Source organism: Hydrocarboniphaga sp. (genome assembly GCF_028291725.1).
In the GTDB taxonomy this organism is placed as follows: Bacteria; Pseudomonadota; Gammaproteobacteria; order Nevskiales; family Nevskiaceae; genus Hydrocarboniphaga.
On sequence record NZ_JAQGNT010000051.1, the window covers coordinates 66,801 to 79,807 of the forward strand.

At 64.9% G+C, this 13,007-nt stretch carries 11 protein-coding genes; 7 read left to right on the plus strand and 4 right to left on the minus strand.

Annotated features, from left to right (window positions below):
* Positions 1–17: 17 nt before the first annotated feature.
* The 3 genes from JWQ90_RS14485 to JWQ90_RS14495 all read right to left on the minus strand — a co-directional run bounded on the left by JWQ90_RS14485 (position 18) and on the right by JWQ90_RS14495 (position 3,959).
* On the minus strand, positions 18–1,031 hold the full coding sequence (locus JWQ90_RS14485) for an LLM class flavin-dependent oxidoreductase (RefSeq protein ID WP_299695456.1): 1,014 nt from the start codon (positions 1,029–1,031) through the stop codon (positions 18–20).
* Between the two features lie 122 nt (positions 1,032–1,153).
* Positions 1,154–2,281: an acyl-CoA dehydrogenase family protein gene (locus JWQ90_RS14490; protein ID WP_299695457.1), complete on the minus strand. Its 1,128-nt coding sequence runs from the start codon at positions 2,279–2,281 to the stop codon at positions 1,154–1,156.
* 13 nt (positions 2,282–2,294) lie between these two features.
* Complete coding sequence (locus JWQ90_RS14495; RefSeq protein ID WP_299695458.1) at positions 2,295–3,959, minus strand: AMP-binding protein; 1,665 nt, start codon at positions 3,957–3,959, stop codon at positions 2,295–2,297.
* 23 nt (positions 3,960–3,982) lie between these two features.
* On the opposite strand from JWQ90_RS14495, the gene JWQ90_RS14500 reads away from it, so the two are divergent.
* From JWQ90_RS14500 to JWQ90_RS14525, 6 genes are all read left to right on the plus strand, one after another.
* Positions 3,983–5,080 carry an acyl-CoA dehydrogenase gene (locus JWQ90_RS14500; RefSeq protein WP_299695459.1) on the plus strand — a complete coding sequence of 366 codons (1,098 nt, stop codon included), beginning with the start codon at positions 3,983–3,985 and terminating at the stop codon, positions 5,078–5,080.
* A 1-nt stretch (position 5,081) separates the two neighbouring features.
* Positions 5,082–5,858: an SDR family oxidoreductase gene (locus JWQ90_RS14505; RefSeq protein WP_299695460.1), complete on the plus strand. Its 777-nt coding sequence runs from the start codon at positions 5,082–5,084 to the stop codon at positions 5,856–5,858.
* On the plus strand, positions 5,855–6,982 hold the full coding sequence (locus JWQ90_RS14510) for an acyl-CoA dehydrogenase family protein (protein ID WP_299695462.1): 1,128 nt from the start codon (positions 5,855–5,857) through the stop codon (positions 6,980–6,982). Before JWQ90_RS14505 ends, JWQ90_RS14510 begins: the two co-directional genes overlap by 4 nt.
* A gap of 134 nt (positions 6,983–7,116) precedes the next feature.
* On the plus strand, positions 7,117–7,878 hold the full coding sequence (locus tag JWQ90_RS14515; RefSeq protein WP_299695464.1) for an SDR family NAD(P)-dependent oxidoreductase: 762 nt from the start codon (positions 7,117–7,119) through the stop codon (positions 7,876–7,878).
* Positions 7,875–8,852, plus strand: coding sequence for a nitronate monooxygenase family protein (locus JWQ90_RS14520; protein WP_299695466.1), 978 nt, complete (start codon positions 7,875–7,877; stop codon positions 8,850–8,852). Before JWQ90_RS14515 ends, JWQ90_RS14520 begins: the two co-directional genes overlap by 4 nt.
* Positions 8,853–9,032: 180 nt before the next feature.
* Entirely contained in the window at positions 9,033–10,016 is a 984-nt protein-coding gene (locus JWQ90_RS14525; protein ID WP_299695468.1) for an MDR family oxidoreductase, read from the plus strand.
* Positions 10,017–10,221: 205 nt separating this feature from the next.
* Here the strand turns inward: JWQ90_RS14525 and nikR are convergent, their stop codons facing one another.
* Complete coding sequence (nikR, locus tag JWQ90_RS14530) at positions 10,222–10,686, minus strand: nickel-responsive transcriptional regulator NikR (RefSeq protein WP_299695470.1); 465 nt, start codon at positions 10,684–10,686, stop codon at positions 10,222–10,224.
* A 157-nt stretch (positions 10,687–10,843) separates the two neighbouring features.
* Between nikR and JWQ90_RS14535 the strand changes: the two genes are divergently transcribed.
* Positions 10,844–12,904, plus strand: coding sequence for a TonB-dependent receptor (locus tag JWQ90_RS14535; protein WP_299695472.1), 2,061 nt, complete (start codon positions 10,844–10,846; stop codon positions 12,902–12,904).
* Positions 12,905–13,007: the final 103 nt, after the last annotated feature.

The following is a 13,007-nucleotide window of genomic DNA, read 5'->3' on the forward strand; positions in this document are numbered from 1 at the left end:
TGGCCGCGCAGCCTATCTCAACGGAATGCCGGCATCACGTCCTTGGCGAAGACCTCGGCGTAGGGCTTGAACTGCGCCGGCGGGAGTCCCGGTGGCAGCATCATCATGAAGTGCTCCACCGGCACTTTGGCCCGCATCTCCCTGAACATGGCGATGGCCTGGCTCGGGGTCAGGATGCTCAGGATGCCGCTGGTCTTGAACGCTTGCAGCGACATCGGTTTGAGCACCGCGCCTTCGACGCCGGTCGAGCCCCGGTCCTCGTTGAGCCACTGCCCGTAGGTGTTGTTCACATGGTGGAAGTAGGGCGCCAGCTCGTCCATCGCCTGCGCCGGATCGTGCGCGACCATGACGAACAGGCCCTGGATGCGGATGCGTCCGCTGGCCGGGTCTTTGCCCGCGGCGCGCAGCTTGTCGAGGTACAGGTCGACGATGTCCATATTGCCGAAATAGCCGTCGCCGTACTTCGCCGTGCGTTCGATCGCCTTTTCGTTGAATCCGCCGATGTACAGCGGAATGCGCCCGCGCGCCGGCACCTGGGCGATCGAAGCGTTCTTGATGTTGAAGTGCTTGCCTTCGAACGAGACCGTCTCGCCGGTCCAGAGCCGGGTGACGATTTCGAGGAACTCGTCGGTGCGGCCGCCGCGCTTGCTGAAGTCGACGCCATAGGCCTCGGCCTCGCGCCGGCGGTAGCCGATCGCGGCCGCCATTTCGAGCCGGCCGTTGGACAGGTGATCGAGTACCGCGCATTCCTCGGCGAAACGCACCGGGTGATAGAGCGGCGCCAGCGCGATCGCCGAGCCGAGCTTGATGGTCCTGGTGCGCGCCGCGATCGCCGCCAGCGCGATCAGCGGTGAGGGCATGTAGCCGTCTTCGGCGCCGTGATGCTCGGGCACCCAGGCGCCGTCGAAGCCGATGCTTTCGGTCCAGGCGGCGAAGTCCAGGATCCCGGCATAGAGCTCGGCCCAGGGCCGGCGCCATTGCAACGGATTCCTGAAATCGTAGAGATAACCAAACGTCAGCTTGTTATCCATGAGCCTCGTCCACCCATTGAGTCGTAGGTCGGCAATCCTTTGCCGACGTGTGCGTCGATGCGTAATCGCGGGCTTGCGTCGGCAAAGGATTGCCGACCTACGAATGGAGCCCGTCGGTTGCCCTACCGCGGCCCTTTCGGCAGGCCGAGCACGCGTTCCGCGATGATGTTGCGCTGGATCTCCGCGGTGCCGCCGGCGATGGTTTCGGAGAACACGTCCAGGTAGTCGTGCCCCCAGCCGTGCATGCCGACCACCTCGGGCGCGGCGATGCCGTAAAGATCGATGGCCGCGGCGGCGACGCGCTGGGTGAACTCGGCGAAGCTCAGGCGCATCAGCGAGCCGCTGGCGTCGGGGACGGAGTCCTCGCAGTCGAGCGCAAACCGATAAGTGGCGGCGCGGATCGAAGCGCCTTCCGCGCGCAGCCGCGCCAGGCGCAGGCGCAGTTCCGGACGATTCTGCGGGCAGGCTGCCAGCAGCTGTTCCACTTTGAGCGTGTAGCCGATCAGCAGCGCCAGCGCGGCGGTGCCGCGCTCGAAGCTCAGCGTCGACATCGCCGTCGCCCAGCCGTTGTTGAGGCCGCCGACCACGTTGGCCAGCGGCACGCGCACGCCGTCGTAGAACACCTCGCAGTACTTGTGCGGCCCGGCCATCGTGCGGATCGGCCGCACGGTGATGCCCGGCGCGTCCATCGGGCAGATCACCCAGGTCAGCGCCTTGGATGTCGACGCGGTCGGATCAGTGCGGATCAGCAGTTCCTGCCACTCGGCGACGTCGGCGAAGCTCGACCAGATCTTGGTGCCGTCGATGACCAGTTCGTCGCCTTCGACGCGGCCGCGGCATTTGAGGCTGCCCAGGTCGGAGCCGGCGCCGGGCTCGGAGAAGCCCTGGCACCACAGCACATCGCCGCTGAGAATCTTCGGCAGGTGATAGGCCTTCTGCTCCGGCGTGCCACAGGCGATCAGCGTCGGCCCGGCATGGTTGAGCATCACGAACGAGGCATTCAGCGGCGAGGGTGCGCCGGCACGTGCGTACTCCTCGAACCAGACGATCTGTTCGAGCACCGACAGGCCGCGTCCGCCGAGTTCCTTTGGCCAGGCAATGCCCGCCCAGCCGCCGCGGGCCTGCGTCTTCTGCCAGTTCAGCACGTACTCGCGCGAGGCGGGGCCGTCCTCCGGCGAGGGCTCGGACGGCACGTTGGCTTCGAGCCAGCGGCGCGCCTCCTGTCGGAAAGCCGAGATCGGGCCCGTCATGCGAAGGTCTCCATCATGATCTCTGTTGTTGTGTGAGCGTTGCGCGAATCTGGTGTTTCAACACCTTGCCGGCGTCGTTCTTCGGCAGCGCGTCCCATAGAACCACCTGCTCGGGAATCTTGAACTTGGCCACGCCCAGCGCGACCAGGAATTCGCCCAGAGCGGCGACATCGGGGCCGCGGCCGCCCTTGGGCACGATTGCCGCAACGGCGCGCTCACCGGTGCGCGGATCGGGAATTCCGACGACGGCCACCTCGGCGATCTCCGGGTGCCCGATCAGCAGATCCTCGATCTCCTTGGGCGAGATGTTTTCGCCGTTGCGGATGATGATGTCCTTGGCCCGGCCGGTGACGACCAGGTAGGACCCGTCGACCCAGCGCGCGAGGTCGCCCGTGCGGAAATAGCCTTCGTCGTCGAAGGCCGTGGTTTCGTCCTCCACGTTCAAGTAGCCGACCAGCATCTGCGGTCCGCGGGCACAGATTTCGCCCTCAAAGAAGGTGGCCGCACCGTGGTCGATCAGCTTCACGTCGGCAAAGCCCGGGCGGCCGTCGGTGTCCGCGCCGTGCGCGGTGTCGCCGGCTGCGGTGGCGCCGATGGTAGTCACCGGCACTTCGGTGGAACCGTAGACGCGCGTGACCACTGCGCGCTCGAAATAGTCCGCCGCCTTGCGGATCAGCGAGGGCGGCACCGAGGCGCCGCCGCAGACGAACAGCTTCAGGCTGGGCAGGCGCGTGCCCGCGCGCTCGGCCGCGGCCAGCAGCGCTTCCAGGAAGGGCGTCGCGCCGGCCATGTGCGTGCAGGCCTCGGCGTCAATGATTTTCACTGCCGCATCCGCGTCCCAGTGGTCCATGACCACGGCGGCAGTGCCGAGCAGCAGCGGTCCTTCGAAGGCGTAAATCGAACCGCCGATATGGCTGATCGGCGAGGGCACCAGGAACTTGTCGCCGGGCTCGACCAGCCAGTGCTTGCCGAGCTGGCGCAGCAGCGCGTGCAGCGTGTTGTGCGTATGCAGCACGCCCTTGGAGCGCCCGGTGGTGCCCGAGGTGTACATCACCATGCGCACCGCATCCGGCTCCAAGGTCGGCAGCGGTTGCGCGGATACGGGCGTGCTCACCAGCGACTCGTAGGCCAGGTGCGGGCCGGCGTTGCCGCGCAGCACGACCACATCCGGCGGCGTATCGAGTTGAGTCACCACGCGGCTGAGCATCGCCGCGTAGTCGAACTTGCGAAAAACGGCGGGGATGAAAATGAAACGGCTGGCGACGTCCTTGAGGATGAACTGCGTGTCGCGGTCGCGCAGCGACGGCAGAATCGGGTTGACGGCCATGCCGGCCAGAGTCGCGGCCAAGTAGATGGTCGCGGCCTCGTGCCAGTTGGGCAGCATGAAGGACACCACGCTGCCGGCCGGTGCGCGCGCCAGCATCGCCTGTGCGAGTGCCGAGGCCTCTGCGTACAGCGTCCGGCAGTCGATGCGGCGGTCGCCGTCCACCAGCAGCACACGTTCCGGTGTCAGCTGGGCGGCTTGCTGCAGTGCATCAGCCAAGGTGCTGAGGACCCACAGGCCGTCGCCATAGGCGCGGGCCGCGCGATCCTCATTCCAGCGCAGCGAGCGGCCCGCGATCAGCTTGCGGCTGCCGCTCAAGTTCGGGTTCAAGTTCGGGTTCAAGTTGGGATTCATTCACTCGGCATCGAGGCGACTCTTTGCGGAATCTGCAAAGATACCAATTATTGCCCGTGGGACGGACTCGCAGGTTATCAACAACTCTGTTGATGACAAGCTGTGAGCAGGCCGGCGAGCGCGATACAATATACCGGCACGATAATTCTTGGCGAGGCAAAAGACCCGTGGAGGCTGACACCCGCTACCATCCCAGCGCCGATCAGTTGGCGTTGGCAAGCGCGATGGACGATACGATTGCAGAACTGCTGCCGCTTTCGCGCCTGCATGCTGCAAACGACGAGGCGGCGGATATCTGGTTGCACCTGGATCAGGCCGGCATCTTCGGCATCTGCCTCAGTGAGGATCAGGGTGGCAGCGGCCTCGGCGCTGCGGAAGAGGCGCTGATCGTGATCGGGCTCGGGCGTCGCCTCGCGTCGCCTGCGGTACTCGCGACTCTCGGCGCCGCGCATTGCGCCGCGACCGGCCTGTCGGGCAAGCGCATCGCGGCGGGTTATCGCAGCGGCGAACGCATCATCATCGTGCAAAGCCCGGGCGCCGATTGGCTGTTGCTGCGCGAGGCCGACGGCGCTGCGCTGCACTCGCTTGAGTCTGTGCACGCAAAGCCCCTTGACGAGCGGCTGTGGCTGGCCAGCCTGGGCGAGGCGAGCAGCATCGGCGAGCCGCTGGCGCGCTTCGACGAAGCCGGAATACTGCGGCTGCGGTTGATCGATGCGGCGGCGCTCGCGGGCATCGCCGAGACCGCGCTGCAAATGGGCGTGGATTACGCCGGTCTGCGCGAACAGTTCGGCCGTCCGATCGGCACGTTCCAGGCCGTCAAGCATCACTGCGCGAACATGGCGATCGCAGCGCGTTGCGCGCGTGATCAAGTCGGCTTTGCCGCGGTGGCGATCGACGAGGGCCGTGAAGACGCGATACTGCAGGTGGAGTGCGCGCTGTTCGTGGCCGGTACGGCGGCGGTGGAGAACGCCGGCAAGAACATCCAGATCCATGGCGGCATCGGCTTCAGCGATGAAGCCGATCCGCATCTGCTGCTAAAACGCACGCAGGTGCTGATCGCCGTCGCAGGCGGGCTGGAAGCCGCCAATACACGTATCGCGAACACGAAGGCGGGTTGGTGAAATGCAGGTTGCCATCATTACAGGCGCAAGCAGCGGCATCGGTTTCGGCACGGCCGTCAAGCTGGCTGGCATGGGCATCGCGGTGCTCGGCGTAGGGCGCGATGCCAACAAGCTCGCCGATCTCGAGAACGCGATCGGCAATCCCGAACGCATCGCGACGCTCGCCGTCGACGTCACCGATGACGATGCGCCCAAGCGCATCGTCGAAGCCGCGCTGTCGCACTGGAACCGCATCGATTTCCTGATCAACAACGCCGGTGCGGGCAGCCCCAAGCCGCTGCACGAAACCGATGATGCCATGCTGGACGGTTTCCTGAACCTGATGCTGCGCGCGCCGTTTCGCCTGGCGCGCGATGTGATTCCGCACATGAAACCGGGCAGCGCGATCATCAACGTCACGTCGACTTTCGCCGTCATCGGCGGCCGTCGCGGCGGTGCCTATACCGCCGCGAAAGGCGGCCTCAATGCGTTGACCAGGCACATCGCCTGCCAGTACGGCGCACTCGGTATCCGCAGCAACAACGTTGCCCCTGGCGTCACCGTTACGCCGATGGTGCAGGGCCGCCTCAACGATCCACTTTTCAAAAGAATCAACGTCGAGATGACGCCGCATACCCGTCTGGGTGAAATCGAAGACATCGCCAGCACGATCGCCTTTCTGTGCTCGCCCGGCGGCAGTTTCATCAACGGCCAGACCATCGTCGTCGACGGCGGCTGGAGTTCGACCAAGTACCTTTCCGAAAACGCGCTGACCTCGACCTGGACCCCGGCGGCATGATCCTGACGGAGACGCAGCAGGCGATTCGCGACGCCGTCCGCGAGTTTGCACAGGACCGCATCAAGCCGCATAGCGCCGCCTTCGAAGAGGCGCGCGGCTATCCATCGGCGCTGTTCGAACAGCTCGCCGCGCTCGGCGTGATGGGCATGACCGCGCCCGAGGAGGTCGGTGGCGCAGGCGCGGACTACGTTTCCTACGCGCTGGCGCTGATGGAAATCGCGGCGGCCGACGGCGCGCTATCGACTATCGTCAGCATCCAGAACAGCCTCATCGTGGCCAGCGTCCTCAAGGACGGCACGCCCGAACAGCAACAGCGCTTCCTGTCCGATCTCATCGCCGGGCGCATGATCGGTGCCTTCGCGCTTACCGAAGCGGACGCGGGGTCGGATGCCGCGGCGCTGCGCATGCGTGCGCAGAAGGTCGACGGCGGCTACCGGTTGTCCGGTAGCAAGCAATTCATAACATCCGCGAAGATCGCCGGTATCGCGATCGTCTACGCGGTCACCGACCCTGCGGCCGGCAAGCGTGGCATCACCGGCTTCATCGTGCCGACGGTATCGGCGGGATATCGCGTGGACAAGGTCGAGCACAAGCTCGGCCAGCAGGCATCGGACACCTGCGCGATCCGCTTCGATGATGTGTTTGTCGAGGACGGCCTGCGCCTGGGAGCGGAAGGCGCGGGCTACGCCATCGCGCTCGCCAACCTCGCAATGGGCCGCATCGGCATCGCCGCGCAGTGCATCGGCATGGCGCAGGCCGCGTTCGACATCGCGGTGGCTTATGCCAAGGAGCGCAGGAGCTTCGGCAAGGCGATCATTGGGCACCAGGCGGTGGGCTTCCGCCTGGCCGATCTGGCCACGCGCCTCGAAGCCGCACGCCAGCTGGTGCTGCACGCAGCGGCGTCCAAGGACGCCGGTCTGCCCAGCCTGCAGGAGGCGTCGATGGCCAAGCTGTTCGCCTCCGAGACCGCAGAAGCCGTTGTTTCCGGCGCGATCCAGACGCTCGGCGGCTACGGCTATCTCGAAGAGTTCGGCGTGGCCAAGATCTATCGCGACGTGCGCGTCTGCCAGATCTACGAAGGCACTTCGGATATACAGCGCATTGTGATCGCGCGGGCGCTTTAGACAGTATCGACGTCATTCCCGCGAAAGCGGGAATCCAGTGGGGCTGGCTACGTCCCTGGATTCCCGCCTGCGCGGGAATGACAAAACATCAGCAATTCGCATTGAGTCGGGCACAGGCCCGGAAGGATCAGTAAATGGAGATCAAGGGAGCCGCGGCGATCGTCACCGGCGGCGCATCGGGACTTGGTGGTGCGACTGCGGAGCGCCTCGCAAAAGCGGGCGCCAAGGTCACGATCTTTGACCTGAATGCCGATCTGGGCCGCGCCAAGGCGGCGGCCATCGGCGGGCATTTCGTCGCGGTGAACGTGACCGACGAGGCGGCCGTGGAAGCGGCGATCATCGAGGCCGAAGGCGTGCACGGCAAGGCGCGCATTCTGGTCAATTGCGCCGGCATCGGCCCGCCGGGCAAAGTCATCGGCCGCGACGGCAAGGCGCTGCCGCTGGCGGAGTTCTCGAAGATTGTCGCGATCAATCTGTTCGGCACTTTCAATGTGCTGTCAAAGTTCGCAGCACGTCTGTACGACGCGGAGCCGCTGGGCGAAGAGCGCGGCGTGATCATCAATACCGCGAGCGTGGCGGCCTTCGAAGGCCAGATCGGCCAGCCCGCATACGCGGCCTCGAAGGCCGGCGTGGTCGGCATGACCATCCCGATCGCGCGCGAACTTGCGCGTTACGGCATCCGCGTGATGACCATCGCGCCCGGCCTGTTCCTGACGCCGCTGATGGAATCCTTCACCCAGGAAGTGCAGGACTCGCTGGGCAAGCAGGTGCCGTTCCCGAGCCGCCTCGGCAAGCCCGACGAGTACGCGATGATGGCGGAAAGCATCGTGCTGAATCCGATGCTCAACGGCGAGACCATCCGCCTCGACGGCGCTATCCGGATGACCGCGAAATGACACTGCGGACTCGCTTCACCGAGATGTTCGGTATCGAGCATCCGATCGTACAGGGCGGCATGATGTGGGTTGGCCGCGCCGAGCTGGCGGCCGCGGTTTCCAACGCCGGCGGCCTCGGCATCCTGACGGCGCTGACGCAGCCGACGCCGGACGCGCTGCGCGCCGAGATCGAGCGCTGCCGCTCGATGACGAGCAAGCCTTTCGGCGTCAATCTGACGATCCTGCCCTCGGTCAATCCGCCGCCGTATGCGGAGTACCGCAAGGCGATCATCGACAGCGACATCAAGATCGTCGAAACCGCCGGCCACAAGCCGCAGGAGCATGTCGACGACTTCAAGGCGCACGGCATCAAAGTCGTCCACAAATGCACGGCGGTGCGCCATGCACTGTCGGCGGAACGTATGGGTGTCGATGCGATTTCGATCGACGGCTTCGAATGCGCCGGCCACCCGGGCGAGGACGACATCCCTGGCCTGGTTCTGATCCCGGCTGCGGCAGACCAGGTCAAGATTCCGATGATCGCCAGCGGCGGTTTCGGCGATGGCCGCGGGCTCGCGGCGGCGCTTGCGCTCGGTGCCGAAGGCATCAACATGGGCACGCGGTTCTGCGCCACGGTCGAGGCGCCGATCCACGACAACATCAAGCAGCTGCTGGTAGCCAACGACGAGCGCGGCACCAACCTGATCTTCCGCTCGCTGAAGAACACCGGGCGCGTCGGCAAGAACAGCGTGTCGGACAAGGTCGTCGAAATCCTCAAGAACCCGGGCGCCAAGTTCGAGGACATCGCGCATCTGGTCAAAGGCGCGCAGGGCCGCGTCGCGCTGGAAACCGGCGATGTCGACGCCGGCCTGATCTGGGCCGGCCAGGTACAGGGGCTGATCCACGACGTGCCGACCTGCGCGGAGCTGATTCAACGCATTGTCCGCGACGCCGAGGCGATCATTCGCCAGCGTCTGGCCGGGCTAATCCAGTAGGTTGGGGTGAGCGCAGCGAACCCCAACATCGGCGCGGACCCAGTGTTGGGGTTCGCTATGCTCACCCCAACCTACGGTTCTGCATTGCTCAACATCGATGTTGATTATCAGAATTCGGTTTGACTGGGTTATGATCGTCTGGCTTCCATTCACCCGCATATTGGCGCCTAAAGGAAAAGTATGTTCAAAGCTCTGCTCATAACGAAGAACGAGTCCGCGCAAGCCGTCGCCGTCACCGATATCGATGAGTCGCAGCTGCCCGAAGCCGCCGTCACGGTGAAGGTCGAATACTCGACCATCAATTACAAGGACGGCCTGGCCATCACCGGCAAGTCACCGGTGGTGCGCAAGTTCCCGATGGTGCCCGGCATCGACTTCGCCGGCGTGGTGGAATCCAGCAGCAGCGATCAGTGGAAAGCAGGCGACCGCGTCGTGCTCAACGGCTGGGGCGTTGGTGAAGGCCACTGGGGCGGATTGTCCCAGAAGGCCCGCGTCAATCCCGGCTGGCTGATCCGCCTGCCGGAAGCCTTCAGCGCGAAGCAGGCGATGGCCATCGGTACCGCCGGCTATACCGCCGCCCTCTGCGTCGATGCGCTGGAAAAGCACGGCGTTACGCCTGCGCAGGGCGAGATCCTGGTCACCGGTGCCACCGGTGGCGTCGGCAGCGTGGCGATCGCGCTGTTGAGCAAACTCGGCTTCAAGGTTGTGGCCTCCAGCGGCAAGGCCAGCGAGGCCGACTATCTGAAGGCGCTCGGTGCGGCCGAGATCATTGACCGCGCCTCGCTTTCCGCTCCCGGCAAGCCGATGCAGAAAGAGCGCTGGGCGGCCGTGGTGGACTGCGTCGGCAGCGCCACGCTGGCCAATGCCCTTGCACAGACGCGCTACGGCGGTTATGTGGCTGCTTGCGGCCTGGCCCAGGGCATGGACCTGCCGGGCTCGGTGGCGCCATTCATTCTGCGCGGTGTGTCGCTGCTGGGCATCGACAGCGTGATGGCGCCGCTGCCGCCGCGCGAAGCCGCGTGGAAGCGGCTGGCGCGCGACCTGGACGCCTCGGCGCTGGAATCCATCAGCACCCTGGTCGGCCTTGGTAACGCGGCCGCTGCCGGCGCCGACATCGTCGCGGGCAAGATTCGCGGCCGTGTCGTGGTCGACGTGAACGCCTGATCCGCAGAAACGGGTTGGCAACAGAAAAGGCGGAGCCGCTGCATGCGGCCCCGCCTTTTCTGTTCCAGCTCGGCCGTGGAACGCAGCTTAGAGCTGCACACACTGCACAATACAGTCGCTGATTATGATCGCGGCATGCGCCAAGGCTGCGCCGCGATTTTGAAACGATATCAGCGGTAAACCGGACTGCGCCAGATCAAGCTGGTTACCGAGCTTTTGCTGTCCGCGGGTGTTTCGGTGCGTGGCTGTGTCCGGCGGAGATCGCTTTCGCTATCGGTACGACATGCACCTTGCCGTGGCGAACCCCGCGCTCGGCGACCAGGCTCTCGGCCTGCATCAGCACCTGCCCGGATTCACCGCGCAGCAATGCGACCTCGAAACACTGGTCCGCATCCAGGTGCACATGCAGCGTCGACACCGTGAGGTCGTGATGCCGGTGCTGGCCATTCGTCAGGCGGCGGCCGAGTTCACGTGCGTGGTGGTCATAGACGTAGGACACACAGGCGAGGCATTGGCTGGATGCAGGCGCGTCGTCGAGTGCCTCCTTGCCGAGCCGGTCGCGCAGCAGGTCGCGCACTGCCTCGGATCGGTTCTGGTAGCCGTGGCGGCTAATCCAGTCGTCGAACTGTGCGGCCAGCTTGTCTTCTAGGGAGATCGTGTAGCGCTGCATGGGCGGATTCGCTGGTGGACGTGCCGGCGCATTTCTACCACGCAAGCGCGACGCCTGTGCATTCATCTGCGGCCGCGCTCGAATGGCAGTATGACGAGTCACTGGTTCGTCATACCGTTGCGTTATACAGCGCTGCAATAGAACGGGAAGCATCGAAGTGAAGAAGTGCATCGCCGGCGGGCTGGCAGTTTTGTGCCTGGGATTTTCTGTGCCGCTGATGGCGGGTGGCGTGCCGATCGAACTCGACCCGGTCACGGTGATCGGCGTGCCGGACCTGCAGGACGAGTCGCGCTCCGCGACCGAAGGCTATGTCACGGCCGAGCAGCTGTCGGAGCGGCCGATCTCGCGTGCCGGCGAACTGCTCGAATTCGTGCCAGGCCTGATGGTCACGCAGCACAGCGGCGAGGGCAAGGCGAACCAGTATTTCCTGCGCGGCTTCAACCTGGATCACGGAACCGACTTCTACAGCGACGTCGATGGGTTGCCGGTCAACATGCGCACGCATGCGCATGGCCAGGGCTATGCCGATATCAATTTCATCATTCCGGAGCTGATCGGTTCGCTGGAATATCGCAAGGGCCCGTATTCCGCCGATGTTGGCGACTTCGCCGCGGCCGGCTCCGCGAACCTGCGCTATGTCGATTCGCTGCCGCAGAACATCGCAAAAGTAACGATCGGCGAATACGGCTACCAGAGCGCCTTGCTGGCCGCGTCGCCCTCACTGCTCGGCGGCACGCTGCTGCTGGGCGCGCAGGCAACGCACTACGACGGTCCTTTCGATCTGGAAGAGAACGTGCGCAAGTACGCCACCATTGCGCGCTTCAATAAGGGCAACGATCAGCAGGGTTTCACCGCGTCGCTGATGAGCTACGACATCCAATACACGGCACCGGACCAGATTCCGCAGCGCGCCGTCGATAGTGGAGAGATCGATAGACTCGGCTACATCGATCCCAGCGACGGCGGAAGTGTCGGCCGCTACAGCGCCAATCTCGAGTTCCGCGGTCTGGCCGATGGCGGCAATTGGCGCGCCCAGGCTTATGCGCTGAAGTATCGTATGCAGCTGTATTCCAATTTCACCTATTTCCTGACCGATTCCGAGCACGGCGACCAGTTCAACCAGTTCGACGATCGCAAGGTCTACGGCGTCAACGCGCGCCGCTACTGGCTGCTTCCGACGACGATTCCGATCGATGTCACGCTCGGATTGCAGAGCCGCTACGACGATATCGATCCGGTCGGCCTGTATCTGACGCAGGCGCGGCAACGCCTGTCGACGGTGCGCGAAGATCGGGTCAAGGAAGGCAGCGTCGGCCTGTACCTGAGCAGTACGCAGAAGTGGTTGCCGTGGTTGCGCTCGCAGATCGGCGCGCGCGCCGATCGTTATTTTTTTGATGTCGACAGCAGAGACCAGACCAGGGGCCAGCCGCTCAACTCCGGTAGCGACCAGGACTCGATCTACAGCCCGAAAGTCGCGCTGATCTTCGGGCCCTGGGATCGCACGCAGTTCTATCTCAACTATGGCCAGGGCTTTCACAGCAACGATGCGCGCGGCGTCACCACGACGGTGGATCCGCTCGATGCGACGGTGCCTCAGAACAAGGTCGATCCGCTGGTCAAGGCGCGCGGCAGCGAGATCGGCGTGTCCAGCGGCATCGTTCCGCATCTGACGCTGGCGGCCTCGCTGTGGCAGCTCGATTTCGATTCCGAGCTGGTCTACGTCGGCGACGCCGGCGCCAACGAGCCCAGCGGTTCGAGCCGGCGGCGCGGCCTCGAGTTGTCCGCGTCCTACCAGCTGTTTCCGTGGCTGCTGCTGGACGCCGACTATGCCTACGCGCATTCGCGGCTGGATTCGGAAGACGGCGACCGCATTCCGAATTCGATCGGCAGCATCTATGGACTGGGCGTGACCGTGCCGGAAACGCGCGGCTGGAGCGGCGGCCTGCGGCTGCGTCATCTCGGCCCGGGTCCGCTGGTCGAGGACGACAGTGCGCGGTCGAAGTCGACCACGGTGCTGAACGGGCAGGTCGGCTATCGCTTTCTGCAGCGGTATACGAGCAATCTGCAGATCCTGAACCTGCTGAACAGCCACGATCACGACATCACGTATTACTACGAATCGCGTTTGCCGGGCGAGCCGGCGGAAGGGGCTGCGGATTTCCACTTCCACCCGGTCGAGCCGCGCTCAGTGCGGGTAACGGTGGGCGCGGAGTTTTGAGGTCTGCCGCCGTTGTTGCCACCCTTGTAGGAGTGGGTCATACCCGCGACTGAGGCTTCGAGGTCACAGTCGCGGGTATGACCCGCTCCGAACAGCTTGTATT